Origin of the sequence: Kluyvera sichuanensis (assembly GCF_014218705.1) — a bacterium.
GTDB classification, from domain to species: Bacteria; Pseudomonadota; Gammaproteobacteria; order Enterobacterales; family Enterobacteriaceae; genus Kluyvera; species Kluyvera sichuanensis.
Genome location: NZ_JABBJF010000008.1, coordinates 48,729 through 74,407 on the forward strand (window position 1 = coordinate 48,729; position 25,679 = coordinate 74,407).

22 protein-coding genes and 3 tRNA genes are annotated in these 25,679 nt (G+C 56.5%); 14 read left to right on the forward strand and 11 right to left on the reverse strand.

Annotated elements, in window-relative coordinates; translation table 11 throughout:
- Both HII27_RS11200 and HII27_RS11205 read left to right on the forward strand, forming a co-directional pair.
- A complete protein-coding gene (locus HII27_RS11200; protein WP_185667979.1) occupies positions 1-807 on the forward strand; it encodes an energy-coupling factor ABC transporter ATP-binding protein in 807 nt (268 codons plus the stop codon).
- The gene (locus tag HII27_RS11205; RefSeq protein ID WP_185667980.1) at positions 804-2,321 is read left to right on the forward strand and encodes a cobyric acid synthase; all 1,518 of its coding nucleotides are present in this window, start codon (positions 804-806) and stop codon (positions 2,319-2,321) included. Before HII27_RS11200 ends, HII27_RS11205 begins: the two co-directional genes overlap by 4 nt.
- 95 nt (positions 2,322-2,416) lie before the next feature.
- Here the strand turns inward: HII27_RS11205 and HII27_RS11210 are convergent.
- The 3 genes from HII27_RS11210 to HII27_RS11220 form a co-directional block, all read right to left on the reverse strand.
- Positions 2,417-2,493, reverse strand: a tRNA-Met gene (locus tag HII27_RS11210).
- 44 nt (positions 2,494-2,537) lie between these two features.
- A tRNA-Met gene (locus HII27_RS11215) sits at positions 2,538-2,614 on the reverse strand.
- A 48-nt stretch (positions 2,615-2,662) separates the two neighbouring features.
- Positions 2,663-2,739, reverse strand: a tRNA-Met gene (locus HII27_RS11220).
- Between the two features lie 207 nt (positions 2,740-2,946).
- Here HII27_RS11220 and mltA point away from each other — a divergent pair.
- Positions 2,947-4,044, forward strand: a complete 1,098-nt coding sequence (gene mltA / locus HII27_RS11225) for a murein transglycosylase A (protein WP_185667981.1) — start codon at positions 2,947-2,949, stop codon at positions 4,042-4,044.
- A gap of 64 nt (positions 4,045-4,108) precedes the next feature.
- Positions 4,109-4,921, forward strand: a complete 813-nt coding sequence (gene tcdA / locus HII27_RS11230; protein WP_185667982.1) for a tRNA cyclic N6-threonylcarbamoyladenosine(37) synthase TcdA — start codon at positions 4,109-4,111, stop codon at positions 4,919-4,921.
- Here the strand turns inward: tcdA and csdE are convergent.
- Positions 4,906-5,355: a cysteine desulfurase sulfur acceptor subunit CsdE gene (gene csdE, locus HII27_RS11235; protein WP_185667983.1), complete on the reverse strand. Its 450-nt coding sequence runs from the start codon at positions 5,353-5,355 to the stop codon at positions 4,906-4,908. The two genes, tcdA and csdE, sit on opposite strands and share 16 nt — an antisense overlap.
- Positions 5,355-6,560, reverse strand: coding sequence for a cysteine desulfurase CsdA (gene csdA, locus HII27_RS11240; protein WP_185667984.1), 1,206 nt, complete (start codon positions 6,558-6,560; stop codon positions 5,355-5,357). The genes csdE and csdA overlap by 1 nt, the downstream gene beginning before the upstream one ends.
- A gap of 419 nt (positions 6,561-6,979) precedes the next feature.
- Here csdA and gcvA point away from each other — a divergent pair, with 419 nt between their 5' ends.
- Genes gcvA through rlmM form a run of 3 tightly spaced genes read left to right on the forward strand, consistent with a single transcriptional unit; the run spans position 6,980 to position 9,405 of the window.
- Positions 6,980-7,897, forward strand: a complete 918-nt coding sequence (gcvA, locus tag HII27_RS11245) for a glycine cleavage system transcriptional regulator GcvA (protein WP_185667985.1) — start codon at positions 6,980-6,982, stop codon at positions 7,895-7,897.
- Positions 7,898-7,916: 19 nt separating this feature from the next.
- The gene (locus tag HII27_RS11250) at positions 7,917-8,312 is read left to right on the forward strand and encodes a DUF423 domain-containing protein (protein ID WP_123650616.1); all 396 of its coding nucleotides are present in this window, start codon (positions 7,917-7,919) and stop codon (positions 8,310-8,312) included.
- Positions 8,305-9,405 carry a 23S rRNA (cytidine(2498)-2'-O)-methyltransferase RlmM gene (rlmM, locus tag HII27_RS11255; protein ID WP_185667986.1) on the forward strand — a complete coding sequence of 367 codons (1,101 nt, stop codon included), beginning with the start codon at positions 8,305-8,307 and terminating at the stop codon, positions 9,403-9,405. Before HII27_RS11250 ends, rlmM begins: the two co-directional genes overlap by 8 nt.
- Positions 9,406-9,463: 58 nt before the next feature.
- On the opposite strand, the gene xni is transcribed toward rlmM, so the two are convergent.
- The 5 genes from xni to queF all read right to left on the reverse strand — a co-directional run bounded on the left by xni (position 9,464) and on the right by queF (position 15,878).
- Positions 9,464-10,219 carry a flap endonuclease Xni gene (gene xni / locus HII27_RS11260; RefSeq protein WP_185667987.1) on the reverse strand — a complete coding sequence of 252 codons (756 nt, stop codon included), beginning with the start codon at positions 10,217-10,219 and terminating at the stop codon, positions 9,464-9,466.
- Positions 10,220-10,340: 121 nt separating this feature from the next.
- Positions 10,341-11,708, reverse strand: coding sequence for an L-serine ammonia-lyase (locus HII27_RS11265; protein WP_185667988.1), 1,368 nt, complete (start codon positions 11,706-11,708; stop codon positions 10,341-10,343).
- 53 nt (positions 11,709-11,761) lie between these two features.
- Positions 11,762-13,051: an HAAAP family serine/threonine permease gene (locus tag HII27_RS11270; RefSeq protein WP_185667989.1), complete on the reverse strand. Its 1,290-nt coding sequence runs from the start codon at positions 13,049-13,051 to the stop codon at positions 11,762-11,764.
- A 501-nt stretch (positions 13,052-13,552) separates the two neighbouring features.
- On the reverse strand, positions 13,553-14,917 hold the full coding sequence (ppnN, locus tag HII27_RS11275; protein ID WP_035892831.1) for a nucleotide 5'-monophosphate nucleosidase PpnN: 1,365 nt from the start codon (positions 14,915-14,917) through the stop codon (positions 13,553-13,555).
- A 115-nt stretch (positions 14,918-15,032) separates the two neighbouring features.
- Positions 15,033-15,878 carry an NADPH-dependent 7-cyano-7-deazaguanine reductase QueF gene (gene queF / locus HII27_RS11280; RefSeq protein ID WP_185667990.1) on the reverse strand — a complete coding sequence of 282 codons (846 nt, stop codon included), beginning with the start codon at positions 15,876-15,878 and terminating at the stop codon, positions 15,033-15,035.
- Between the two features lie 69 nt (positions 15,879-15,947).
- Between queF and syd the strand changes: the two genes are divergently transcribed.
- From syd to HII27_RS11310, 6 genes are all read left to right on the forward strand, one after another.
- Positions 15,948-16,493 carry a SecY-interacting protein gene (syd, locus tag HII27_RS11285; protein WP_185667991.1) on the forward strand — a complete coding sequence of 182 codons (546 nt, stop codon included), beginning with the start codon at positions 15,948-15,950 and terminating at the stop codon, positions 16,491-16,493.
- 633 nt (positions 16,494-17,126) lie between these two features.
- Complete coding sequence (locus tag HII27_RS11290; RefSeq protein ID WP_185667992.1) at positions 17,127-17,456, forward strand: YqcC family protein; 330 nt, start codon at positions 17,127-17,129, stop codon at positions 17,454-17,456.
- Complete coding sequence (gene truC, locus HII27_RS11295) at positions 17,456-18,238, forward strand: tRNA pseudouridine(65) synthase TruC (protein WP_185667993.1); 783 nt, start codon at positions 17,456-17,458, stop codon at positions 18,236-18,238. The genes HII27_RS11290 and truC overlap by 1 nt, the downstream gene beginning before the upstream one ends.
- A gap of 15 nt (positions 18,239-18,253) precedes the next feature.
- Positions 18,254-18,697, forward strand: a complete 444-nt coding sequence (locus HII27_RS11300) for a flavodoxin (protein WP_185667994.1) — start codon at positions 18,254-18,256, stop codon at positions 18,695-18,697.
- 220 nt (positions 18,698-18,917) lie between these two features.
- On the forward strand, positions 18,918-20,258 hold the full coding sequence (gene gudD / locus HII27_RS11305; RefSeq protein WP_185667995.1) for a glucarate dehydratase: 1,341 nt from the start codon (positions 18,918-18,920) through the stop codon (positions 20,256-20,258).
- 62 nt (positions 20,259-20,320) lie between these two features.
- Positions 20,321-21,460 carry a glycerate kinase gene (locus tag HII27_RS11310; RefSeq protein WP_185667996.1) on the forward strand — a complete coding sequence of 380 codons (1,140 nt, stop codon included), beginning with the start codon at positions 20,321-20,323 and terminating at the stop codon, positions 21,458-21,460.
- 81 nt (positions 21,461-21,541) lie between these two features.
- Here HII27_RS11310 and barA read toward each other — a convergent pair whose 3' ends face one another.
- Entirely contained in the window at positions 21,542-24,295 is a 2,754-nt protein-coding gene (gene barA / locus HII27_RS11315) for a two-component sensor histidine kinase BarA (RefSeq protein WP_185667997.1), read from the reverse strand.
- A 56-nt stretch (positions 24,296-24,351) separates the two neighbouring features.
- Here barA and rlmD point away from each other — a divergent pair, with 56 nt between their 5' ends.
- The gene (gene rlmD, locus HII27_RS11320; protein ID WP_185667998.1) at positions 24,352-25,650 is read left to right on the forward strand and encodes a 23S rRNA (uracil(1939)-C(5))-methyltransferase RlmD; all 1,299 of its coding nucleotides are present in this window, start codon (positions 24,352-24,354) and stop codon (positions 25,648-25,650) included.
- Positions 25,651-25,679: the final 29 nt, after the last annotated feature.

A 25,679-nucleotide genomic window follows, 5' to 3' on the forward strand; every position in this document is an offset into this window, starting at 1 on the left:
ATGCTGGCTACCACTGACCTCTGGTTTCGCTACCAGCAGGAACCGACGCTTAAAGGGCTGACGCTGGATTTCTCGCGCCAGGCCGTCACCGGCCTCGTTGGGGCCAACGGCTGCGGGAAATCGACGCTGTTTATGAATCTCAGCGGGCTTTTGCGCCCGCAGCAGGGCGCGGTGCTGTGGCAAGGCAAGCCGCTGGACTACAGCAAGCGCGGGCTGCTGGCGCTGCGCCAGCAGGTAGCGACCGTATTTCAGGACCCGGACCAGCAGATTTTCTACACCGATATTGATAGCGACATCGCTTTCAGCTTGCGTAATCTCGGCGTGGCGGAGGATGAGATTGCTCGCCGGGTAGACGATGCGCTGACGCTGGTCGATGCCCAGCACTTCCGTCAGCAGCCGATTCAGTGTCTGAGCCACGGGCAGAAAAAGCGGGTGGCGATTGCCAGCGCGCTGGTATTGCAGGCGCGATACCTGCTGCTGGACGAACCGACCGCCGGGCAGGACCCCTCCGGGCGCGCGCAGATGATTGAAATCATCAAGCGCATCGTGGCGCAGGGCAATCATGTGGTGATTTCCAGTCACGATATTGATTTAATTTATGAGGTCAGCGACGCGGTGTACGTGCTGCGCCACGGCGAAGTGCTGGCCGAGGGGGAGCCGGGCGAGGTGTTTGCCCGTACCGCGCTGATTGAACAGGCGGGGCTGAGCCAGCCGTGGCTGGTGAAGCTGCATGCGGAGCTGGGGCTGCCGCTGTGTAAAACCGAGGCGGAGTTTTTCCGTCAAATGCGTGAACGAGGAAATCGATGACCCAGGCCATAATGCTGCAAGGTACCGCCTCTGATGTTGGCAAAAGTATGCTGGTGGCGGGGCTGTGCCGCATCTTCTATCAGGATGGCCTGCGCACCGCGCCGTTTAAGTCGCAGAATATGGCGCTCAACTCCGGTATTACGCCTGACGGCAAAGAGATGGGGCGCGCGCAGATTTTTCAGGCTGAAGCGGCGGGCATCGCGCCAGACGTGCGAATGAACCCGATTCTGCTCAAGCCAACCAGCGACCGCAAAGCGCAGATTGTGCTGATGGGCGAGGTAGCAACCAGCATGGATGCCGTCAGCTATCACGATTACAAGCCGCGGTTGCGTGAGCAGATCATGGCGGTTTACCAGAGTCTGGCGAGCGAGTTTGACGTGCTGGTTCTGGAAGGGGCGGGCAGCCCGGCGGAAATTAACCTGCGCGACCGTGATATCGTCAATATGGGCATGGCCGAGATGGCGCAGTGCCCGGTGATTCTGATAGCCGACATCGATCGCGGCGGCGTGTTTGCCTCTATCTACGGCACCCTGGCGCTGCTGCATGAGCACGAAAGGGCGCGGGTGAAAGGGGTGATTATTAATAAGTTTCGCGGTGATGTTTCGCTGCTGCACTCCGGCATTGAACAGATTGAAGCGCTGACCAACGTGCCGGTATTGGGCGTCATGCCGTGGCTGGACGTTGACCTGGAAGACGAGGACGGCGTGGCGCTGCAAAAGGGCAAATACCGTCATACCGGAGCCTATGAGATTGATGTGGCGGTGGTACAGCTACCGCATATCTCCAACTTTACCGACTTCAACGCGCTGGCGGCCCAGCCGGACGTGCGGGTGCGCTACGTCCGGCATGCGGAAGATTTGTCCGGCGCGGACCTGATTATCCTGCCTGGCAGTAAAAATACGTTGGGCGATCTGCTGTGGTTGCAGGATAGCGGTCTGGCGCACGGGATTTTACAGGCGCAACGTCAGGGCGTGCCGGTGCTGGGGATCTGCGGCGGCTATCAAATGCTTGGCGATACGCTTACCGATAACGTCGAATCGGGGTTGGGGACCTTGCCCGGCCTGGGACTGCTGAACGTGGTGACGCGTTTTGCGCCGACGAAAACCACCACTCAGGCGACGGCGATGCTTAGCGATGCGCTGCCGGGCTGGCTGGCGCCAGTGTCAGGTCTGTCGTTACGTGGCTATGAGATTCATATGGGTGAGACTACGCCGTCAGGCACGGGCTGTGCGTTGATGCAGCTCTGCAAAAACGGCCAGTACAGCGCTGACGGCGCGGTCAGTGAGGACGGATTGGTTTTCGGTACGTATCTTCACGGCCTGTTTGATAGCGACGAATTTACCCGTACGCTGGTCAACGGCCTGCGTGGGCGTAAAGGGCTGGCGGCGCTGGATAATGATTTTCACTATGCGCGTTATAAGACGCAGCAGTTTGATATTCTGGCAGCATCAATGCGTCAGCATATTGATATCGAAAAGATTTATACGATTATGCGTGAGCATAAAGAAGCGTAGTTTGCGGGAATGCGCCATTCGAAAGGGTGGCGCAGAGTAGCCGAAAGGCTGGATGACAGGCAAAAAAAAAACACCCATATGGGTGTCATTTTAATTGGTTGCGGGGGCCGGATTTGAACCGACGACCTTCGGGTTATGAGCCCGACGAGCTACCAGGCTGCTCCACCCCGCGTCCGTCTTTACTCTTCATCGAGTAAACTTGCATCAGATTTTAATTGGTTGCGGGGGCCGGATTTGAACCGACGACCTTCGGGTTATGAGCCCGACGAGCTACCAGGCTGCTCCACCCCGCGTCCGTCATTACTCTTCCATCGAGTAACGTTACTGCTTCTGATTTTAATTGGTTGCGGGGGCCAGATTTGAACTGACGACCTTCGGGTTATGAGCCCGACGAGCTACCAGGCTGCTCCACCCCGCGTCCGTGGATGCGCACTATACTCTGCTCAGCATTTGTTGCAACTATTTTTGCGGCAAATCACTCATTTTTTTATAAGTTGTACGGATACGACGCAATTTGCGCTTTTTTTGTGCGAATTGGTTACCGTGGGTCGCGTTCGCATTTCAATACCCCTGGGGGTTTGTTATCTTCACCGGGCACTTTCGACTATGCGGAACACAAAATACCATGAAAGGACGTTGGGCCAAATATGTGGCAACGGGCGCACTGCTGGCAATGCTAGCCGCCTGTTCGTCAAAACCGACCGATCGCGGTCAACAGTATAAAGACGGGAAACTCACCCAGCCTTTCTCACTCGTGAATCAACCTGATGCCGTCGGCGCGCCAATTAACGCGGGCGACTTTGCGCAGCAGTTAAATGAGATTCGTAACGCCTCTCCGCGCCTCTACGGCAACCAGAGCAACCTTTATAGCGCCGTGCAGCAGTGGCTGCTGGCCGGTGGCGATACCCGCACCATGCGTCAGTACGGCATTGATGCCTGGCAGATGGAAGGGACCGACAACTACGGCAACGTACAGTTTACCGGTTACTACACCCCGGTTGTCCAGGCGCGCCATACGCGGCAGGGCGAATTCCAGTACCCGATCTACCGCATGCCTCCTAAACGCGGCAAGCTGCCGTCCCGCGCCAGCATTTATGCCGGTGGGCTGAGCGATGACTACATACTGGCCTACAGTAATTCGCTGATGGATAACTTCATCATGGATGTGCAGGGCAGCGGTTATATTGATTTCGGTGATGGTTCTCCGCTGAACTTCTTTAGCTACGCGGGCAAAAACGGCTGGGCATATAAAAGCATCGGTAAGGTGCTGATCGACCGTGGTGAAGTGAAGCGTGAAGATATGTCGATGCAGGCGATCCGCCACTGGGGCGAAACCCACAGCGAAGCGGAAGTCCGCGAACTGCTGGAGCAGAACCCGTCGTTTGTCTTCTTTAAACCGCAGTCGTTTGCCCCGGTGAAAGGCGCTAGCGCCGTACCGCTGATTGGCCGCGCCTCCGTGGCGTCTGACCGCAGCATCATTCCGCCGGGCACGACGCTGCTGGCTGAAGTGCCGCAACTCGACAATAACGGTAAGTTTAACGGTCAGTACGAGCTGCGCCTGATGGTGGCGTTGGATGTTGGCGGCGCGATTAAGGGCCAGCACTTCGACATCTACCAGGGCATCGGCCCGGATGCCGGGCATCGCGCAGGCTGGTATAATCACTACGGCCGCGTATGGGTGCTGAAAACGGCGTCCAGCGGCGGGAATGTGTTTAGCGGTTAAGTCTTGTAGCCCGGCCGAGCAACGCGACGCCGGGAATGCTCGATATCAATGAATTTGAGGTTTTATGTCTGTGGTTATCAGTGACGCCTGGCGCCAGCGTTTTGGCGGCACGGCACGTTTGTACGGTGAAAAAGCGCTGCAGGTTTTTGCTGATGCGCACGTGTGCGTGGTCGGTATCGGCGGCGTAGGTAGCTGGGCGGCGGAAGCGCTGGCGCGTACCGGCATTGGTGCGATCACGCTTATCGATATGGATGACGTCTGCGTCACCAACACCAACCGTCAGATTCACGCCCTTGGCGGTAACGTCGGGCTGGCGAAAGCGGAAGTGATGGCCGAGCGTATCCGGCAGATTAACCCCGAGTGCCGCGTCACCGTGGTGGACGATTTCGTCACGCCGGATAACGTCGCTGAGTACATGGGAGCGGGCTACAGCTACGTGGTGGATGCTATCGACAGCATTCGCCCGAAAGCGGCGCTGATTGCCTACTGTCGTCGTTATAAGGTGCCGCTGATTACCACCGGCGGCGCGGGCGGGCAGATTGACCCGACGCAGATTCAGGTGAGTGACCTCGCGAAAACCATTCAGGACCCGCTGGCGGCGAAGTTGCGCGAGCGGCTGAAAAGCGATTTTGGCGTGGTGAAGAACAGCAAAGGCAAGCTTGGCGTGGACTGCGTCTTCTCAACTGAAGCGCTGGTGTACCCACAGGCGGACGGTTCGGTCTGTGCCATGAAAAGCACGGCGGAAGGGCCGAAGCGCATGGACTGCGCCGCCGGGTTTGGCGCGGCGACCATGGTTACCGCCACCTTTGGCTTCGTAGCGGTGTCCCATGCGCTGAAGAAAATGCTCGCGAAAGCGGCGCGTCAGGCCAGCGCCTGACGCGCGGCTTCCATCATCGCCTCACTTAGGGCCGTCAGGCCCTGAGTGCGTGAGGCGCTGAGTTGACCGCGCAGCCCCAGTTCATCGAACAGGTTGAGCGGATCGTCTGCCAGAATCTCTGCCGGCTGTTTGCCTTCCGCTGCCGTCAGCAGCACGGCCAGCAGGCCGCGTACAATCCTACCTTCGCTATCGCCAAAGAAGTGCAGCGCACCGTCTGGCGTCTGAGTGTAGCCCAGCCAGACGCGGTTTTCGCAGCCGGGGATCTCGCGCGCCTGCGCTTTAAGTTCGTCCGACAGCGCTGGAAGCTTTTTCCCTAACAGGATCAGCTGGCGATATTTCTCTTCCCACTGCGATAGCGCCACAAACTGCTGGCGCAACGTCTCAGGCGTTACGCTGGTGCCGAACGGGTGTTCGGCGAGTAAAGGCATCGTCATTAATCCACCAGAAGTTCGAGCGCACGATCGACGGCGCTGACCAGCGCCTGTACGTCGTCCTGCGTATTGTAAGGGGCAAACGAGGCGCGCAGCGTACCGCTCACGCCCATCGCCGCGAGCAGCGGCTGAGCGCAGTGCTGACCGGCGCGCAGCGCAATGCCGTATTCCGCCAGCAGCGTCACCATATCGCTGTGGTGAACGCCAGCAAAATCAAAGGCCAGCAGGCTGGAGTCCTGGCAGCGGAAGGAGCGAAAGCCCGGTCGTTTTGCCAGTTCCTCTTCCGCAAGCGTCGCCAGACCCCGGCTCCAGGATTCAGCCTGTGCCATGTCAATTTCGGACAGCCACTCCAGCGCCGCGCTGAGGCCAATCACCCCGGCGACGTTTGGCGTACCCGCTTCCAGGCGATAGGGCACCGGCTGCGTGGTGAAGCCATCGAAAGTCACCTCGCTTATCATCTTGCCGCCGCCGAGCCACGGGGTCATGGCATCGAGCAGTTCGCTTTTACCATACAGCGCACCGATGCCGGTTGGCCCGTAAAGTTTATGACCGGAGAAGGCGTAGAAGTCGATATCCAGCGCCTGCACGTCCGCCGGAAAGTGGACGGCACCCTGTGCGCCGTCGACCATCACTATCATATTCGCCTGATGGGCGAGGGTGATAGCGCGGGCCAGATCGGGGCAGCCGCCGGTGACGTTGGACATCTGCCCCAGCGCCAGAATACGGCTGCGTGGGGTAATCAGCGCGGTTAGCCGTTCAACGTCGGGCTGGCGATCGGCGCCTAGCGGTAGCTGGACGATGTTCGCGCCGGTCTGTTGGGCGACCATCAGCCACGGCACCAGGTTGGCGTGGTGCTCGGCGACGCTGACGATGATTTCATCGCCCGGTTGCAGACGCGGGCGTGCGTAGCACTGGGCTACCATATTGATGGCTTCGGTGGTTCCACGCGTCCAGACGATATCCTTGCCGCTTGGCGCGTTGAGCAAACCGGCGACCTGGTCGCGGGCGGCCTCATAGCGCGCGGTCAGGCGCTGTGCTTCAGCAAACTGGCTGCGATGAACGTTACCCGCGCTCAGCGAGTAGAAATTTGTTGTCGCCTCGATAACCGCCTGCGGTTTTAACGCGGTGGCGGCGCTATCAAGGTACACCCCGGCATCGTGCAGGGCGGGAAACTGGGCGCGAAAGTGCGCGGGGGAGAAGGCGTTCATGAAATTCCTCATATCAATAAGGAGATCGTCGCGCAATTTTGCCCGGCTTTCAACTTTGACGAGCGGTTCGGGGGAATTTGAGGCAAAAAAAAGCACCGCAAATAGGCGGTGCTACATTAATCACTATGGACAGACAGGGTAAATGTACAGGAAGTGAAAAAGGGTAGCCTTGCTACCGTGATCTGAATTGCAGACCAATTGCAAACACAACAACACAACATCACAACCGTAAGCCAAAAGCCCTTCAGAACACGCATTCCAAAAAAAGCTTCTCGTTCCGGCTCAGGAAGTGCCGCCATGATAGGTATTTGCTGGTAGAAGCTCAACGGACAAATTATAATGGCTCAGATAAAAAAAACTAATAGGTTAACCGTTGTTTCCTATTTGTTAAATTCAGTTAACAATTGAGTTCTGGGACCATGTCAAAGCGTTTGCCACCTCTTAATGCATTACGTGTATTTGATGCAGCCGCACGCCATTTAAGCTTCACGCGCGCGGCCGATGAGCTTTTTGTGACGCAGGCCGCAGTAAGCCACCAAATCAAGTCTCTTGAGGATTTTCTGGGGCTGAAGCTGTTCCGGCGGCGCAATCGTTCTCTGCTTCTGACCGAAGAAGGGCAGAGCTATTTTCAGGATATCAAAGAGATCTTTTCGCAATTAACAGAGGCAACGCGTAAACTACAGGCACGAAGCGCGAAAGGGGCGTTAACCGTCAGTTTATTGCCCAGTTTTGCGATTCAGTGGCTGGTGCCGCGTCTCTCAAGCTTTAACTCAGCTTATCCGGGAATTGATGTCAGAATCCAGGCTGTAGACCGCCAGGAAGATAAGCTTGCGGACGACGTAGATGTGGCGATTTTTTATGGTCGCGGCAACTGGCCGGGGCTACGCGTGGAAAAACTGTACGCTGAGTATCTGCTCCCCGTCTGTTCCCCACTGCTGCTGACCGGCGAGAAAGCGTTAAAGACGCCTGCCGATCTCGCTAAACACACGCTGCTGCACGATGCTTCCCGCCGCGACTGGCAAACGTATACGCGCCAGCTGGGGCTCACCCATATCAACGTACAACAGGGACCGATCTTCAGCCATAGCGCCATGGTGCTACAGGCTGCCATCCACGGACAGGGGGTTGCGCTCGCGAACAACGTGATGGCGCAGTCTGAAATTGAGGCAGGCCGTCTGGTTTGCCCGTTTAATGATGTTCTGGTCAGTAAGAATGCGTTTTATCTGGTTTGTCATGACAGTCAGGCTGAACTGGGTAAAATAGCGGCCTTTCGACAGTGGATACTGGCGAAAGCGGCCCATGAACAAGAAACGTTCCGTTTCCGTTACGAACAATAAATGAATTTAGGGTAATACCATGACCAGCCGTTTTATGCTGATTTTTGCCGCTATCAGCGGCTTTATCTTTGTTGCACTGGGCGCGTTTGGCGCGCATGTGCTGAGTAAATCGTTGGGCGTTGTGGAAATGGGCTGGATCCAGACCGGCCTGGAGTATCAGGCGTTCCACACTCTGGCGATTTTCGGACTGGCGGTGGCGATGCAGCGCCGCATTAGTATCTGGTTCTACTGGAGCAGCGTGTTTCTGGCGCTGGGCACCGTGATGTTCAGCGGTAGCCTGTACTGCCTCGCGCTCTCCCATTTACGCCTGTGGGCGTATGTTACCCCGGTGGGCGGCGTCAGCTTCCTCGCCGGTTGGGTTTTGATGTTGATTGGTGCGATTCGACTTAAGCGTAAGGGTGTTGTTCATGAATAAGGTTGTGCTGTATTGCCGCCCTGGGTTTGAGAAAGAGTGTGCTGCGGAAATTACCGATAAAGCCGGTCGCCGCGAAGTGTTTGGCTTTGCGCGCGTTAAAGATAACTCCGGCTATGTGATTTTCGAATGCTATCAGGAAGGGGATGCCGACAAACTGGCGCGCGAGCTGCCGTTTAGCTCGCTGGTGTTTGCGCGTCAGATGATTGTGGTGGGCGAACTGCTGAAAGATTTACCGGCCGAAGACCGCGTGACCCCGGTTGTCGGCATGCTGCAGGGCGTGGTGGAGAAAGGTGGCGATCTGCGCGTTGAAGTAGCAGACACCAACGAAAGCAAAGAGCTGATGAAGTTCTGCCGCAAATTCACCGTGCCGCTGCGCGCTGCGCTGCGCGAAGCCAACGTGCTGGCGCCGTACGAGACCGCCAAGCGTCCGGTGGTACACGTGTTCTTTATCGCGCCAGGCTGTTGCTATACCGGGTACTCCTATAGCAACAACAACTCGCCGTTCTACATGGGGATTCCGCGCCTGAAGTTCCCGGCCGATGCCCCAAGCCGCTCAACTCTGAAGCTTGAAGAGGCGTTCCACGTCTTTATCCCTGCCGACGAGTGGGACGAGCGTCTGGCGAACGGCATGTACGCGGTCGATCTCGGGGCTTGCCCTGGTGGCTGGACCTATCAGCTGGTGAAGCGCAACATGTGGGTCTCCTCCGTGGATAACGGCCCAATGGCGCAGAGCCTGATGGATACCGGTCAGGTGACCTGGCTGCGCGAAGATGGTTTCCGCTATCGCCCAACCCGTAGCAACATCTCGTGGATGGTGTGCGACATGGTTGAGAAGCCAGCGAAAGTGGCGTCTCTGATGGCCGATTGGCTGGTAAATGGCTGGTGCCGTGAGACCATCTTCAACCTCAAGCTGCCGATGAAAAAGCGCTATGAAGAGCTGTCGCAGAACCTGGCGCACATCCAGGCAAGGCTTGATGAGAACGGGATTAACGCCCAGATTCAGGCGCGTCAGCTGTACCATGACCGCGAAGAGGTAACCGTTCACGTGCGTCGTCTGTGGGCCGCTGTCGGTGGCCGTCGCGACGAGCGTTAAGGATTGTAGCCCGGCCGAGCGCAGCGACGCCGGGTTCAGCACCGTCTTCAGGGCGGTGTTATCTATTCAGCCTTAGCTGCTGCAAATTCCCATCAATATGCAAATCCGTCTGCAGTCGTGCGATATCGCGGCATAAAAATGCCATATCCCGATGTTCTACCAGCTTCTTGCGCCACTTCTCCGGCACCTCATCCAGATGTTCATACAGCGCTTCCAGCGTGGGAAACTGCGTTAACAGCTGGGTGGCGCTCTTCGGGCCAATGCCCACCACACCCGGCACCTTCGAGCTGCTGATGCCCGCCAGCCCCCAGTAGTCCGGCAGTTGATGCGGCTGGACGCCAAATTCGTTTTCGATAAACGGCACGTCGAGCCAGCGTTTTTGAAAATAGTCGCGAATGCGCAGGTTTGGCGAGAGCAGTTGGCAGTAACCTTTATCGGTGGAGACGATGGTGGCTTGATGGCCCGCGCCAGCGACTTTTACCGCCAGCGTTGCCGCTAAATCGTCGGCCTCGTTACCGCTGGAGACCCAGCAGCGAACCCCGCGTAGCTCGAAGGCGGCGCGGAGTGCGGGCATCTCGGCATGCAGATCGTCTGGCATCGGCGGGCGGCCCGCCTTGTAGTCAGGAAGACGCTGGTGTCGCCAGCCGCTATTGCGTGCCTCATCGTCAAACACCGCCACCGCATGAGTCGGCTGGCTATGGGCAATCAGCAGATCCAGCGCATGCTGGCAGGTTTCCACACAGGGGGAACCCTGAACGGCATGAATACGGCGTATCAGGTTGAGTGCATCAACAATCAGCAAATGGACGGCCACAGGTGTTCTCCCTAACAATTCGAGCGGTAAGGGTAACATTCACGGCACAGTGAGGCTATTGGCGAGGGATAAAACGGGAAGAGGCCTCGCAAAACTGCACGAGGCCTCTGGGGGGATGACGTTAGTCGCAGGCAACCACTTTCATCGCCAGGCCACCGCGAGAGGTTTCGCGATACTTGGCGTTCATGTCTTTACCGGTTTCGTACATGGTCTCGATAACCTTATCGAGGCACACGCGCGGCTCACTGGTACGGCGCAGCGCCATACGTGCGGCGTTTACCGCTTTCACCGAGGCAATGGCGTTACGCTCAATGCACGGTACCTGAACCTGGCCAGCGACCGGGTCGCAGGTCAGACCGAGGTTATGTTCCATGCCGATTTCCGCGGCGATGCACACCTGCGCAGGGCTTGCGCCCAGCAGTTCAGCCAGACCGGCAGCCGCCATTGAACAGGCCACGCCCACTTCACCCTGGCAGCCCACTTCAGCGCCGGAGATAGAGGCGTTCATCTTGTACAGTGAGCCAATTGCGCTCGCGACCAGCATGTAGCGTGCCAGCGAGTTAGCGTTCACTTCACGGATAAACTTGTCGTAGTACGCCAGCACTGCAGGAACAATCCCGCAAGCGCCGTTGGTTGGCGCCGTCACGACGCGGCCACCGGCGGCGTTTTCTTCGTTAACGGCCAGCGCGAACATGTTGATCCAGTCCACCACCGCCATTGGGTCACTGCTGATTTTATCCTGGCTCACCAGCATGCGGCGCAGCGCTGCGGCACGGCGCGGAACGCGCAGTTTGCCCGGCAGGACGCCTTCAGTGGTGGTGCCGTGTTCGATACCGCCCTTCATCACTGCCCAGACGTCAGCGAAGTGCTTTTCCAGCTCTTCTTTGCTGTGCAGCGTGAGTTCGTTTTTCATCATCAGGCCAGAGAGTGACAGCCCGGTTTCGTTGCAGTGACGCTGCAGGTCGGCGGCGTTTTTGTACGGGTAAGGTACGGCCACCGGCGCTTCAGTCTGCTGACCGAAGTGCTCTTCATCGACGATAAAACCACCGCCGATGGAATAATAGGTTTTGCTGTAAACGGCGTTATCGCCCGCCAGTGCGGTGATACGCATGCCGTTTTCATGCAGGGAGAGGTTGTCGGCATGGAAGTTCATGCACTGGTCAACCGGGAATTCCACTTCGTGCTGACCGTTAGCAAGCATCAGGCGACCGTGGGTGTTCACATCCTGGATAAACGCCGGGATAGACTCGATATCGACCGTATCAGGCAGATTTCCTGCCAGACCCATAATGATGGCGATATCCGTATGGTGACCTTTACCGGTCAGAGAGAGTGAGCCGTAAACATCGACGACTACGCGAGTAATATCATTGAGGATCCCACGCGCAATCAAGTCGTCCGTGAACTGTTTGCCTGCTTTCATTGGCCCAACGGTGTGTGAGCTGGAAGGACCAATGCCGATTTTGAAAATATCGAATACGCTAATCATGAGGCGTCCCTATGGTATTGAAGAGCGCCGCCCCAAGGGACGGCGCAGGGTGATTAACTAAACAGAGAGTAGGAGATAGCGGAGATAGCGATGAGACCCATCAGGACAACGAAGACGTTGCTGATGTGACCGCTGTACTTACGCATTGCCGGTACTTTCTGGATAGCATACATCGGCATCAGGAACAGAATCATCGCGATGATTGGGCCGCCCAGGGTTTCAATCATCCCCAGGATGCTTGGGTTCATGGTTGCCACGATCCAGGTGGTAATCAGCATGAACAGCGCAGTGATTTTGTTCAGTTTGTTGATTTCGATGGTTTTGCCTTTGCTACGCAGAGACTTAATAACCATACCGTTAAAGCCTTCACGTGCGCCCAGGTAGTGGCCCAGGAAGGATTTGGTGATAGCGATAATCGCGATAATCGGTGCCATCCAGGCGATAACCGGCGCGTTAAAGTGGTTCGCCAGGTAAGACAGGATGGAGATGTTCTGCTCTTTTGCCGCCGCCAGGTCCGCTGGGGACAGGCTCAGTACGCAGCTGAAGACGAAGAACATCACGGTCAGTACCATCATCACGTGGGCACGAGCCAGAATAGAGGAGCATTTTTTCTCTGCACCCTGGCCGTATTCTTCACGCTTCGCGACCGCGAAGGAGGAGATGATTGGTGAGTGGTTGAAGGAGAACACCATTACCGGGATTGCCAGCCACAGGGTCATCCACAGGCCGTTGCCGGTAGAGGCTGCGCTGCTGAAGGACAGGGTTTCCAGCGCTGCACCGCTCCACTGTGGGATCAGGTACAGAGCCAGCACCATCAGGGCGGCGACAAACGGGAACACCAGGATGCTCATCGCTTTAACAATCATCTGCTCACCGAAGCGAACGATGGTCATCATACCGACGATCAGAATCAGCGACAGCAGCGCGCGCGGCGGCGGCGTGATGTGTAGCTGGTGAGCCAGGAAGCTCTCGACGGTGTTGGTGATTGCCACGCTGTAAACCAGCAGGATTGGGTAGATAGCGAAGAAGTAGAGCAGGGTAATCAGTTTACCTGCGCCGATACCAAAGTGCTCTTCAACCACTTCAGTGATGTCTTCGCCCGGGTTTTTACCGGACAGCACGAAGCGAGTCAGACCGCGGTGTGCGAAGAAGGTCATCGGGAAAGCAAGGATAGCCATGATGATCAGCGGGATCATGCCACCAACGCCGGCGTTGATTGGCAGGAACAGAACGCCTGCACCGATTGCGGTGCCGTAAAGACCCAGCATCCACATTGTATCTGTTTTGCGCCATCCGCTAGCAGATTCTGCTGTGACGATAGTGCTGGTTTGAGTGTTTTCCATCTGTATCTCCTGGAGGAAGGAAAATGCTAATTTTTTAGTCAAATAAAATAAAAATAACGTTAAAACCAAGATTAAATTTTATAAGTATCGGCTTTTTTGTGATTTTTACCCGATACCGTTTTAGACGAGCGCAAATGTACATTTAACTGGTAAATGTATCAGTGATCATGATCGCAAATGTAATAATCCACTTTTAGTGTGGGTTATTGCAGGCGTTTTTACTGTAATTGCAATATATGCAGAAATTAATGGTCGCGAAGGCTACCATTCGCAGTATGTGTGGTAAATGGTTGAGGGGGTAAATGCGATGTTTTCGCTGATAAAAATGGTGAAAATGGCGTTTTTTAGCGCTCAATCATAATTATTGCTAATAATATGTGGTTGGATAATGCACGCAAACGATTGGCTGTGAATGAATAGGTGGAGCTAAGCGGGCTGTTTTGGGAGAAATTCCGGCGGAAAAGACCGCCGGATGGGGAGTGAATTACGCTGAGGTCAGACTCAGGCGCAGATTTCGTAGCACGGAATATAGGCAGAGCCTGGCAGTTTCATGCGGTGCTGGGCCACGAAGCCCTGCAGCAGTTCGTCCATGCGGCGCATCATCTCTTTATCACCGTGGATCTTGTACGGCCCAAACTCTTCGATAGCGCGAATGCCGACTTCCTTCACGTTACCCGCCACGATGCCGGAGAAGGCGCGACGCAGGTCGGCGGCCAGCACTTCAACCGGCTGGTCTGGATAGAGCTTCAGGCTAGCCATGTTTTCGTGCGACGGCTCGAACGGCATTTGCAGGTCTGGTGCAATGCGAATCGACCAGTTGAAGCTGTAAGCATCGCCGGTATCACGGCGGTTCTCTTTCACCAGCGGCATCGCTTTCTTCATCTGACGCGCCACTTCGACTTCATCATCAATGATGATTTTGTAATGACGGCGGGCACCTTCACCCAGCGTATGCACGACAAAATCGTCCAGCACGCGGAAGTAGTCGGCGCTCTCTTTCGGGCCGGTGAGGATAAGCGGCAGCACCTGGTCTTTGTTCGCTGGGTTCATCAGAATGCCCAGCAGGTACAGCAGCTCTTCCGCCGTACCAACGCCGCCAGGGAAGATAATGATGCCGTGGGCGATACGGACAAAGGCTTCCAGACGCTTTTCGATATCCGGCATGATGATCAGTTCGTTCACCAGCGGGTTAGGCGGCTCAGCGGCAATAATCGACGGTTCGGTCATGCCGATAAAACGGCCTTCTTTATAGCGCTGCTGTGCGTGACCCACCGCGGCGCCTTTCATTGGTGCTTCCATCGCGCCTGGGCCGCAGCCGGTGCAGATGTTTAGTTCACGCAGACCAAGCTGGTTACCGACGCGACGAGCGTACAGGTATTCGTTTTCATTAATGGAGTGACCGCCCCAGCACACCACCATGCTAGGTGCTTCCCCGACGTGCAGCGCGCGGGCGTTACGCAGAATAGAGAAGACCAGGTTGGTAATGTGGGTCGAGCTTTCCAGATCGAGATTCGGGAAGCGGACGGTGTTATGGATTTGCCCGTAGACAAACAGAATATCGCGCAGGACGGCAAACAGGTTAGCCTGCAGCGAGCGTATGATCCGCCCATCAACGAAGGCATCTTCCGGGGGATTAATCAGTTCAAGCTTCACGCCGCGTTCGCGGCGCAGCACGTTAATGTCGAAGCTTTCAAAACGGGATAGCAGCTCTTTGCTGTTATCGGTCAGGCTACCTGAGTTCAGTACGGCCAGGGAACAGTTGCGGAACAATTGATACAGGTCGCTGCTGGCCGTGCGTTTAAGCATGTCAACTTCCAGCTGCGACAACATATCCATTGAGCCAAGCGGGCTAATATGTGTAATCAAGTGAACTCCTTACGGGACGAAAATCGTCTTCCTTGATGATTACAATAGCCTCGCTGGCCCGTTTACTACAACCTCAGCGCGGAACAAAGCGCGCAAAATTGAGATTTTGTTAAGCTTACTGACGTACCAGTCGTCCAATAGCCGGGACAAACTCGCCGTTTGAGCGCCATGGGTTGATATCCAGACCGCCGCGACGGGTGTAGCGGGCGTATACGCTCAGGCTTTCCGGCGCGCAGAAACGCAGAATGTCATTGAAGATACGTTCAACACACTGCTCGTGGAATTCGTTGTGATGACGGAACGATACCAGGTAACGCAGCAGCTTCTCGCGGTCGATTTGCCGGCCACGGTATTGGATCTGCACGGAGCCCCAGTCTGGCTGATGGGTGATCAGGCAGTTGGACTTCAGCAAATGGCTGACCAGCGTCTCCTGTACCACGTTGTCTCCTGCCGCGCCGTCGAGATAGTCGGCGTTGAATTCGTAGCTCTCAATCTCGATATCCTGATTGTCGATGCAGCTACCGTGGAAGTGGGCAATAGGCTGGCCTTCCAGCTCATCGATACGATACAGCGCGACGGTCACCACACCCTGTGCGCAGGCGCTCAGATCGCGCTCCAGCGTCTGCTGTACCGCTTCCCAGCTATCAAAGCGCGTCTGGTTGAAGCTATTGAGGTACAGTTTGAAGCTTTTGGACTCCACCAGATTGACCGTCGCGTGGCTCAGTTCGACGTGGCCCACCGCGACCTGCGGCAGCCCTTTGGCGTTAAGCCAGGAGAGTTCATACAGCGTCCAGATATCCGCGCCGTGGAATGGCAGGGTATCAGCGTGCAGCCCCAGCGGGTCGCGGTTTAAGCTGCGCGGTACGCCCTGAAGCAGAGAGGCATCGTAGGTATCGCGATAATCTGTGGTTTTACCCAGGGTCAGGCCAGACAGCGCCTGATGGTTCTCATAAGAAGACATGTTTCACCGTTACAAAGCAGGTACACTATTGTTTCTAGTGTATCTTAGCTAACCAGAAGAGAGAAATTCGTGGATCAGCAGACCGCAGACGCATTACACGCTTTCACCCAACGCTATTGCGATGCCTGGCAGCGTGAGCACAACAGCCTGCCGCGCAGCGAGGAACTTTACGGCATTCCGTCCCCGTGCCAGGTCTCAACGACCGATGATGAGGTGCTCTGGCAGCCTCAACCGTTTGACGGCGAGCAGAATGTAAATGGCGTTGAACGCGCAATGGAGATTGTGGTACAACAACCCATTCACACCTATTATACCACTCAGTATGCGGGTGATATGCACGCGATGTTCATGGGCGAATCCCTGACGCTGCTGCAGGTGTGGAGCCCCGACGATTTCCGTCGCGTGCAGGAAAACCTGATTGGTCACCTGGTCACGCAAAAGCGCCTGAAGCTTTCGCCGACGATTTTTATCGCGACGCTGGACAGCGAACTGGACGTGATTTCCGTGTGCAACGTGACCGGTGAAGTGGTCAAAGAGACGCTCGGAACCCGTAATCGTCTGCCTCTTGCCTCCTCCCTTGCGAGTTTCCTGACTCAACTCGAGCCTCTCCTGTAAGACAATTCGCCCATCACCTTGTGAGAGATCTCTTACACGCCCTGTGAGAGATCGCCAGAACATAAGTAAGACACTCATCCCATTTGTTTAGTCATTTCGTTGTATATCAATAAGATAAATGAATCCTACAGGCTTAATCTCTGATGTAAGCCTTAAGTGTTTGCCTGAGAGGCACTTGTAAGACGGGGCGGAATAGCGGATTCTATCTACGTCGACAGGGAGTCGCACAATGAAGTGAACATCAGGATGATGACGCTTCATAGGACACACCGGGAAGGTGATTCAAGGAAAGGCTTCAGGATGAAGCAAGAGGATAACGCAGGTACGCGTTAAAGGACACCTCCAGGACGGAGAATGAGAGCCAGACAGGATATCTGGTGGATCAGGAAGATCAGGATACACTCACGGATTGGGTGAAATCACATCGGGGTGGTGTGATGCAGGATGCAACCGTTTATGGATGAACATGGTCAGGAGACCACAGGAAAAGTTGTCACGGACGAGCAGGGAGCACCAAAAGTAGCTGGATTGCTGCGAAACGAACCGGGAGCACTGTTTTTACAGTGCTCCCTTTTTTTGTTTCCCGCCAACTAGTGATATCCTGCGCCCGATTTTGTTTCCTCTGAGGTTCCCATGACACGCCACGACAACTTACGCGACCAACTACTGCTTATTGAAAACCTGCTGCGTCAGCATGAACACTGGCAGGAGACGGCACCGCATGAGAGCGCATTTGCAAGCGACCAGCCGTTCTGTATGGATACGCTGGAGCCGCTAGAGTGGCTGCAATGGGTGCTGATTCCGCGCATGCACCAACTTCTCGATGGCGGCATGCCGCTGCCAACCGGGTTTGCTATCGCCCCCTATTATGAAATGGCGCTGGATGCAGCCCATCCGCTGCGCGCGATCATTCTGCCGCCGCTGGAACAGCTGGACGCCTTCTTCGTGAGCGATGCGCACTGATGCTGGAAATTATTTACCAGGATGAGTGGCTGGTGGCGGTGAATAAGCCCTCCGGTTGGCTGGTTCACCGTAGCTGGCTCGACCGTGATGAAAAAGTGGTGGTGATGCAAACGGTGCGTGACCAGATTGGTCAGCACGTCTTCACCGCCCATCGCCTCGACCGCCCAACCTCCGGCGTACTGCTGATGGGGCTCTCTAGCGAAGCAGGCCGCCTGCTGTCGCAGCAGTTCGAACAGCACCAGATGCAGAAACGCTATCACGCCATCGTACGCGGTTGGCTGACGGATGAAGCGGTGCTCGACTATCCCTTGGTGGAAGAGCTCGATAAAATCGCCGATAAGTTCGCCCGCGAAAATAAAGACCCGCAGCCAGCGGTAACTCACTATCGCGGTCTGGCGACGGTGGAAATGCCGGTCGCCACCGGGCGCTACCCGACCACCCGCTACGGGCTGGTGGAGCTAGAGCCGAAAACCGGCCGTAAGCATCAGTTGCGTCGCCATCTGGCGCATCTTCGTCACCCGATTCTTGGCGACAGCAAGCACGGCGACCTGCGCCAGAACCGCAGCGCCGCAGAGCATTTTGGCTGCCATCGCCTGATGCTACATGCCAGCCAGCTCTCATTAACCCACCCCTTTACCGGCGAGCCACTGACCATTCGCGCCGGGCTGGATGACGTCTGGATGCAGGCGCTATCACATTTCGGCTGGCGCGGGCTTCTCCCCGAGAATGAAAGGGTTGAGTTTGTTGCCGACTCCGGTCAGGATGAAGCTATCGAGAAGTAAACAGGGAGTTAAATCATGGCTGAAGTAGGGATTTTTGTCGGCACCATGTACGGCAATTCGCTGTTGGTGGCCGAGGAAGCGGAAACCATTCTGAGCGGTCTTGGCCATCAGGCGAAGGTGTTTGAAGACCCGATGGTCTCCGATTGGGAAAGCTATACCGGGAAGTATGTGCTGGTGGTGACGTCCACCACCGGTCAGGGCGATTTGCCTGATAGCATCGTGCCGCTGTTTAACGATCTGCAGGATATGTATCAGCCCCACCTGCGCTACGGCATTATTGCGCTGGGTGATAGCACCTACGCTAATTTCTGCGGCGGCGGTAAGCGGTTTGACGCACTGTTGCAGGAGCAGGGCGCACAGCGCATCGGCGACATGCTGATGATTGATGCGTCTGAAGACCCCGAGCCGGAGAGCATCTCCAATCCGTGGGTGGAGCAGTGGGCAACGCTGCTGAAATAAACGCTTTGCTTCAGGCACCGGTACGATATTGTCGTACCGGCTGCTATTTGTACATTAGCCATATCATCTCATAATATCCCCCAATAAAATTGTGCATATGCACGATGAGCTGCCGCTCGCCGCTTCCTATACTGCGTTAAGTCATCCCATCTTATGGATAGCGAGAGGCACAATGCTATGCGCCATTCTCGCTATCGCTATTGTTAACAAGGATTGAACCATGTCGATTCACGCTTCCACGCCCGTAGTGACGTCTATGCAGGTTATCCCGGTTGCCGGGCACGACAGTATGCTAATGAACCTGAGCGGCGCTCATGCGCCGTTCTTTACTCGCAATATTGTGGTTATCAAAGATAACGCGGGTCATACGGGCGTAGGAGAGATCCCCGGCGGTGAGAAGATCCGCCTGACGCTTGAAGATGCCATTCCGCTGGTAGTGGGGAAAACGTTGGGCGAGTACAAAAACGTACTGAACGCCGTGCGCAACACCTTCGCCGACCGTGATGCTACCGGCCGCGGCCTGCAAACCTTTGACCTGCGTACCACTATTCACGTGGTGACCGGTATCGAAGCGGCGATGCTGGATCTGTTAGGCCAATATTTGGGCGTGAACGTGGCATCGCTGCTGGGGGAAGGGCAGCAGCGTAGTGAAGTCGAAATGTTGGGCTACCTGTTCTTTATCGGGAACCGCCACGCAACTCCGCTGCCATATCAAAGCCAGCCGGACGAGAAATGTGACTGGTATCGGCTACGCCATGACGAAGCGATGACTCCGGATGCGGTGGTGTGTCTGGCGGAAGCGGCGTATGAAAAGTACGGCTTCAACGACTTTAAACTGAAAGGCGGCGTGCTGGCAGGCGAAGAGGAAGCGGAGTCTATTGTCGCGCTGGCAAAACGTTTCCCGCAGGCGCGCGTGACGCTAGACCCGAACGGGGCATGGTCGCTGGACGAAGCGATTAAGATTGGCAAATACCTTAAGGGAACGCTCGCCTACGCCGAAGATCCGTGCGGGGCGGAGCAGGGCTTCTCCGGGCGCGAAATAATGGCCGAATTCCGCCGTGCGACGGGGCTGCCGACGGCGACCAACATGATTGCCACCGACTGGCGTCAGATGGGCCATACGCTGGCGTTGCAATCGGTGGATATTCCGCTGGCGGACCCGCATTTCTGGACCATGCAGGGCTCGGTGCGCGTAGCGCAGATGTGCCATGAGTTCGGCTTGACCTGGGGATCGCACTCCAATAACCACTTTGATATTTCGCTGGCGATGTTCACCCACGTGGCGGCCGCCGCACCGGGGAAAATTACGGCGATTGACACCCACTGGATCTGGCAGGAAGGTAATCAGCGCCTGACCAAAGAACCGTTTGAAATCAAAGGCGGTATGGTGCAGGTACCGAACAAACCGGGTCTGGGTGTTGAGCTGGATATGGACCAGGTGATGAAGGCTAACGCGCTGTACAAAAAGCATGGTCTTGGCGCGCGTGATGATGCAATGGGAATGCAGTATCTGATCCCAAACTGGACATTTGATAACAAACGCCCGTGCATGGTGCGCTAAGCTTACCGCCGACTCTGCTGGAGTATGCAGAACCCAGCCACAAATTCGCATAAGGACAGCCCATGAAGATTGTGATTGCCCCTGACTCCTACAAAGAAAGCCTGAGTGCGCTCGATGTTGCCTGTGCGATAGAGGATGGCTTTCGCGAAGTGTTTCCCGATGCTGAATACTGCAAGCTGCCCGTTGCCGACGGTGGCGAGGGGACGGTAGAAGCGATGGTGGCGGCAACGCAGGGGCGAGTGCTTGAGGTTGAGGTGACCGGCCCGTTGGGTTCTCCCGTGCCAGGCTTCTTCGGTATTTCCGGCGATGGGCAATGTGCGTTTATTGAAATGGCTGCGGCAAGCGGGCTGGAAAGCGTGCCTATCGCAAAGCGTAATCCGCTAAAAACCACCTCCTGGGGAACGGGAGAGCTCATTCGCCACGCGCTGGACCATGCCGTGAGCCGGATTATTATTGGCCTTGGTGGCAGTGCCACTAATGACGGCGGCGCGGGGATGGTGCAGGCGCTGGGGGCAACGCTGTTGGCAGCGGACGGACAGCCGATTCCTCCGGGAGGCGCCGGGCTGGAGGCGCTGGCAGGTATTGATATCAGCGGGCTGGATAGCCGGCTGTCGGGCTGTCAGATTGATGTTGCCTGCGATGTCACGAACCCATTGACCGGCGCAGAAGGGGCATCAGCGGTGTTTGGGCCGCAAAAAGGGGCGACGCCGGAGATGGTCGCGTTCCTGGATCGGGCGCTGGCGCACTATGCGGCGTGTATTCAGCGGGATTTAGGCCGCGATGTATTGACGCTTGAGGGCGGTGGCGCGGCGGGGGGAATGGGGGCGGCGTTGTACGCATTTTGCGGCGCAACGCTGCGGCCCGGCATTGAGATTGTCACCGAGGCGCTGCATCTTGATGCGCTGGTGGCGGATGCCAGTCTGGTGATTACCGGTGAAGGGCGGATGGATAGCCAGACTATTCACGGCAAAGTGCCGGTGGGCGTGGCGAAGGTGGCTAAGCGCTACGGTATCCCGGTGATTGGCATTGCTGGCAGCCTGACGCCGGACGTCGGTGTGGTGCATCAGCATGGGATTGATGCGGTGTTCAGTGTGATGTATCGCATTTGCACGCTGGAGGAGGCACTGTCGGAGGCGGGTGAGAATGTGAGAATGGCAGCGCGGAATATTGCGGCGGTCATTAAGCTAGGGCAGGCGCTGTAGGTTTCCCCGGGGTCGCTTGCGCTCGCCCGGGCTACCAATCAAATGTAGCCCGGCCAAGCGAAGCGCCGCCGGGATCGGCACCTATCCCAATATCTTCCGGGTTTCCCGAGTCACATTGTCCATCTCATCTAACAGCTCCAGCAGTTCCGGCTCCAGCTCTTCCGCCGCCGTGCCGCTACGCAGCTGGCTCTCAATCAGATGACACAAATGCTTGAGACGCGGAACGCCGCTGTAGCCGCAGCTACCGTGCAGTTTATGAATGGCATCAACCAGATTTTCCGGCTGCTCGCCCACGAGCTGCTCTTCCACTTTGTTACGCACTTCCGGCAGGAAGGCGATCAGCATCTGCAACATCTCGCGCGCCAGGTCAGGCTTATAGGCAGCCTGGCGCAGCGCCAGCTGCCAGTCCAGCGTCGCGTTGAGGTCGACCGGTGGTTCAATCGGGTCGGTGTGCATCGGGCGAGGCACCACATTCACGCCGGGCTTATAGCGCAGCAGTAAATCGTGCAGCCGGTTCTCTTCAATCGGCTTCGCCAGATAGTCGTTCATACCGGCGGTCAGCAGCTTCTCGCGCTGTCCGGCAAGGGCGTGAGCGGTGACGGCAATCACCGGCGTTTGCTGCTGGTGCGGAAGCTGGCGAATCAGTTCGCAGGCGCGAATGCCGTCGATGTCCGGCATCTGAATATCCATCAGAATCAGATCGAACTTCATCTGTTTGGCGCACTCAACGGCCTGGTGGCCGCTTTCGCAAAGCTCCACGTGCTGCACCTGATCGTCTAACAGTGCGCCAATCAGCTTCAGGTTGGCCGGGTTATCGTCCACCGCCATGACCGTCATCGGCAGGCGATGTTCGGTATGCGGAACGGCAATCTGAGAAGATGTGCTGAGGCTAAACTCCAGCAGCACCGGCATCAGCCGGGTAATGGTCAGCGGTTTCAACAGACAGGCTGATGCCCCGTCCTTCTTCAGCGCTTCAGCATCAACCTGCGCGTGGCACGGCAGCGCCAGCACCAGGTGATCGGTCATATTCAGCGCCATGCTCAGCTTCTCGCGGTGAATAGTCAGGTCGCGAACGGAGACCGGCACGGCAACCAGCAGAATGTCGTAAAACTCTGCCGGGAGCGCAGCGATGCTGACGGCGTAGACCACCTCTAGCGGCGTAGAGGCGAGCATATCCAGCGTGGCCTGCGCCGCGGCGGCGTTAGCCTCCACGTAGGCAATGCGTTTGCCCTTCAGGCTGCTGGTATCCGGGCCATCGGAGATGACGTTCGGGTTCAGATCGAGGTTGATGTTAAACCAGAAGGTCGAACCGCGGTTTGGCTGGCTGTGGAAGGAGATATCACCGCCCATCTCGCGCACCAGTTTCTGGGTGATAACCAGCCCCAGCCCGGTGCCGCCGTGGCGTCGGGAGATACTGGCATCCGCCTGGCGGAAGGCCTGGAACAGACGAGACTGATCGCGCTCTGGAATACCAATCCCGGTATCGCGGATCTGCACTTCAATCTGCACCTTGTTATTGCTGACGGCGCGCTGCTCAACCAGCACATCAATGTTACCGTTTTCGGTAAACTTGATGGCGTTACCCACCAGGTTGGTGATCACCTGTTGCAGACGCAGCGGGTCGCCGATGACGTTATCCGGCACGTCGTTCTTAATATTGAGCGTCAGCTCCAGCCCTTTATCGTGGGCCGAATGCGCCAGCAGGGTGACCACTTCATCAAGAGAGTTCCGCAGCGGGAAGGGAATACTTTCCAGCAGCAGCTTACCGGCTTCCAGCTTCGAGAAGTCGAGCACGTCGTTGATGATCGCCAGCAGGTTGTTGGCCGAACGCTCGATGGTGTTGAGGTGGTCGCGCTGGGTTGGGTTTAGCTCGGTTTTGAGCGTCAGGCGGGTAAAGCCGATCACCCCGTTAAGCGGCGTACGCAGCTCGTGCGACATGTTGGCAAGGAACTCGGACTTGATGCGCGCGGCTTCCTGCGCGCGCTTTTTCGCCAGATCCAGCTCCACGTTCTGGATCTCCATTTGCTCAAGCGTTTCCCGCAGATCCGAGGTGGCCTGGTCGACGTTATGCTGCATCTCCTCATGATAGGCGGCCAGCGACATGGCCATCGAATTGATGCCGTTTTTCAACATATCCAGCTCGCCGAGCATAAAGCCTTCAACGCGGCTATCGAGTTGCCCTCGTCGGATGCGGTCAACGGTATTGACCATATTGCGAATTGGCCCCGTGACGTCCTGCATCAGCCGCCAGCCGAAGATCAGCGCAATACCGATACAGAACAGCATCATCACGCTGGAGATGAAAATCTCTTTGTACTGCTGGAGCCGCACCGATTTAAGGTCCAGCTCTAGCGCCACATAGCCCAGCATGTTGATCGGTGTTTTGGCATCCGACTGCGGCGACTCGTCCGGCGAGTAGTGCTCGGAGATAATCGGCGTACGTAGAATCATGATATCGCCAAGCCGCGTGACGCTTAGCCTTCGGGGAAACGCCGTGCCGCGCGGCAGCTGCAGCTCGCTGGGGTCCAACTGATAGTTAGAGGTGACGAACAGCTTGTTGTGTTCATCGTATACGGAAATGGCGCGCACAATATCGGAATGGCGACGATGCAGCACGCTGATCAATTGGCCGATCGACTCGCGATTTTGCAAGTTCATACCATATTCACTGGAGACGGCGAGCGGTTCAATAATGCTGGCACCGGCGTCTTCCAGCTGACGCTGCAGGTCGTTATAGCGGTGTACGACGAAGAAGATACTGAGCAGTAAACCGATAAGTACGGTTGGCGCCAGGATCAAAATCATCATTCTTGCACGCAGGCTGTAGTTGGTCATGGAGGTCCGTTGTGGGAGAATCAGGGCAATATTTTTGATTGAGAACAATCTCTACGATGGCGCAATTCTACTCTGCAAAACGGCGCGTGACGACGCGCCAGATCATAACCGTGACAGTGAGCAGTCTTGATCCCTTCGGGCAAGGTGTGGCGCGCCACAACGGTAAAGCATTATTCATCAATGGCTTATTGCCAGATGAAAGCGCGGAAGTGACCCTGACGGAAGATAAAAAACAGTACGCGCGCGGGCAGGTAAAACGCCGTCTGACCACCAGTTCCGAGCGTGAAACCCCGCGTTGCCCCCATTTCGGCGTCTGCGGCGGTTGCCAGCAGCAGCATGCTGCCGTTGCACTACAACAGCGCAGCAAACGCGAGGCGTTGAACCGGTTAATGAAACACGACGTCGATGACGTTATCTCGGGCGAACCCTGGGGATACCGCCGCCGGGCGCGGTTGAGTGTGAATTATCAACCTAAAACCCAAAAATTGCAGATGGGTTTTCGCAAAGCGAATTCGAACGATATTGTTGAAGTGGTGCAGTGCCCCGTTTTGGTGCCCAATCTTGAGGCGCTGTTGCCCGGTGTACGGGAATGTCTGGAGAGCCTGAAGGGAAAACGCCAGCTCGGACACGTTGAACTGGTCAGTGCCGACAACGGTCCGCTGATGGTGCTGCGTCATACGGCGGCGCTCTCGGATGAAGATAAAGAAAAACTGGAACGCTTTTCGCATTCTTCCGGCGTTGCGCTTTATCTGGCGCCGGAAAGCGAGATACTTGAACGCGTGACCGGCGAGGAGCCCTGGTATTCGTCAGACGGGCTACGCTTAACCTTCAGCCCGCGCGATTTTATTCAGGTAAACGACGGTGTGAATCAGCAGATGGTTGCAACGGCGTTGTCGTGGCTCGATGTACAGTCAACCGACCGTGTACTCGATCTGTTCTGCGGAATGGGGAACTTTACCCTGCCGCTGGCCACCCGCGCGCAAAGCGTCGTCGGCGTTGAAGGCGTCCCGGCGCTGGTGGCGAAAGGGCGAGAAAATGCCGCGCTGAACCACCTGGAGAATGTCACCTTCTTCCACGAGAATCTGGAAGAGGATGTCACGCTTCAGGCGTGGGCTAAGCATGGTTTTGACAAGGTTTTACTCGATCCCGCCCGTGCTGGCGCACCGGGCGTGATGCAGCATGTTATAAAATTAGCGCCAACGCGGGTGGTATACGTTTCCTGCAATCCGGCAACGCTGGCGCGCGATAGCGAGGCGTTGTTGAATGCGGGGTACCAAATTCAGCGTATGGCAATGCTTGATATGTTCCCGCACACTGGGCACCAGGAATCTATGGTGCTGTTTGAGCGTAGGTAATAACGGTGGCTTGTCGACTTCGACAGGCC

Bases quoted from the DNA above. Each gene is read 5' to 3' on its own strand.
- gudD (WP_185667995.1), top strand. From the start codon at position 18,918: ATGTCGATTCACGCTTCCACGCCCGTAGTGACGTCTATGCAGGTTATC.
- barA (WP_185667997.1), bottom strand. From the start codon at position 24,295: ATGACCAACTACAGCCTGCGTGCAAGAATGATGATTTTGATCCTGGCG.
- HII27_RS11270 (WP_185667989.1), bottom strand. From the start codon at position 13,051: ATGGAAAACACTCAAACCAGCACTATCGTCACAGCAGAATCTGCTAGC.
- HII27_RS11300 (WP_185667994.1), top strand. From the start codon at position 18,254: ATGGCTGAAGTAGGGATTTTTGTCGGCACCATGTACGGCAATTCGCTG.
- HII27_RS11205 (WP_185667980.1), top strand. From the start codon at position 804: ATGACCCAGGCCATAATGCTGCAAGGTACCGCCTCTGATGTTGGCAAA.
- HII27_RS11290 (WP_185667992.1), top strand. From the start codon at position 17,127: ATGACACGCCACGACAACTTACGCGACCAACTACTGCTTATTGAAAAC.
- HII27_RS11310 (WP_185667996.1), top strand. From the start codon at position 20,321: ATGAAGATTGTGATTGCCCCTGACTCCTACAAAGAAAGCCTGAGTGCG.
- rlmD (WP_185667998.1), top strand. From the start codon at position 24,352: ATGGCGCAATTCTACTCTGCAAAACGGCGCGTGACGACGCGCCAGATC.
- HII27_RS11200 (WP_185667979.1), top strand. From the start codon at position 1: ATGCTGGCTACCACTGACCTCTGGTTTCGCTACCAGCAGGAACCGACG.
- csdA (WP_185667984.1), bottom strand. From the start codon at position 6,560: ATGAACGCCTTCTCCCCCGCGCACTTTCGCGCCCAGTTTCCCGCCCTG.
- gcvA (WP_185667985.1), top strand. From the start codon at position 6,980: ATGTCAAAGCGTTTGCCACCTCTTAATGCATTACGTGTATTTGATGCA.
- mltA (WP_185667981.1), top strand. From the start codon at position 2,947: ATGAAAGGACGTTGGGCCAAATATGTGGCAACGGGCGCACTGCTGGCA.
- csdE (WP_185667983.1), bottom strand. From the start codon at position 5,355: ATGACGATGCCTTTACTCGCCGAACACCCGTTCGGCACCAGCGTAACG.
- queF (WP_185667990.1), bottom strand. From the start codon at position 15,878: ATGTCTTCTTATGAGAACCATCAGGCGCTGTCTGGCCTGACCCTGGGT.
- rlmM (WP_185667986.1), top strand. From the start codon at position 8,305: ATGAATAAGGTTGTGCTGTATTGCCGCCCTGGGTTTGAGAAAGAGTGT.
- HII27_RS11265 (WP_185667988.1), bottom strand. From the start codon at position 11,708: ATGATTAGCGTATTCGATATTTTCAAAATCGGCATTGGTCCTTCCAGC.
- tcdA (WP_185667982.1), top strand. From the start codon at position 4,109: ATGTCTGTGGTTATCAGTGACGCCTGGCGCCAGCGTTTTGGCGGCACG.
- truC (WP_185667993.1), top strand. From the start codon at position 17,456: ATGCTGGAAATTATTTACCAGGATGAGTGGCTGGTGGCGGTGAATAAG.
- HII27_RS11250 (WP_123650616.1), top strand. From the start codon at position 7,917: ATGACCAGCCGTTTTATGCTGATTTTTGCCGCTATCAGCGGCTTTATC.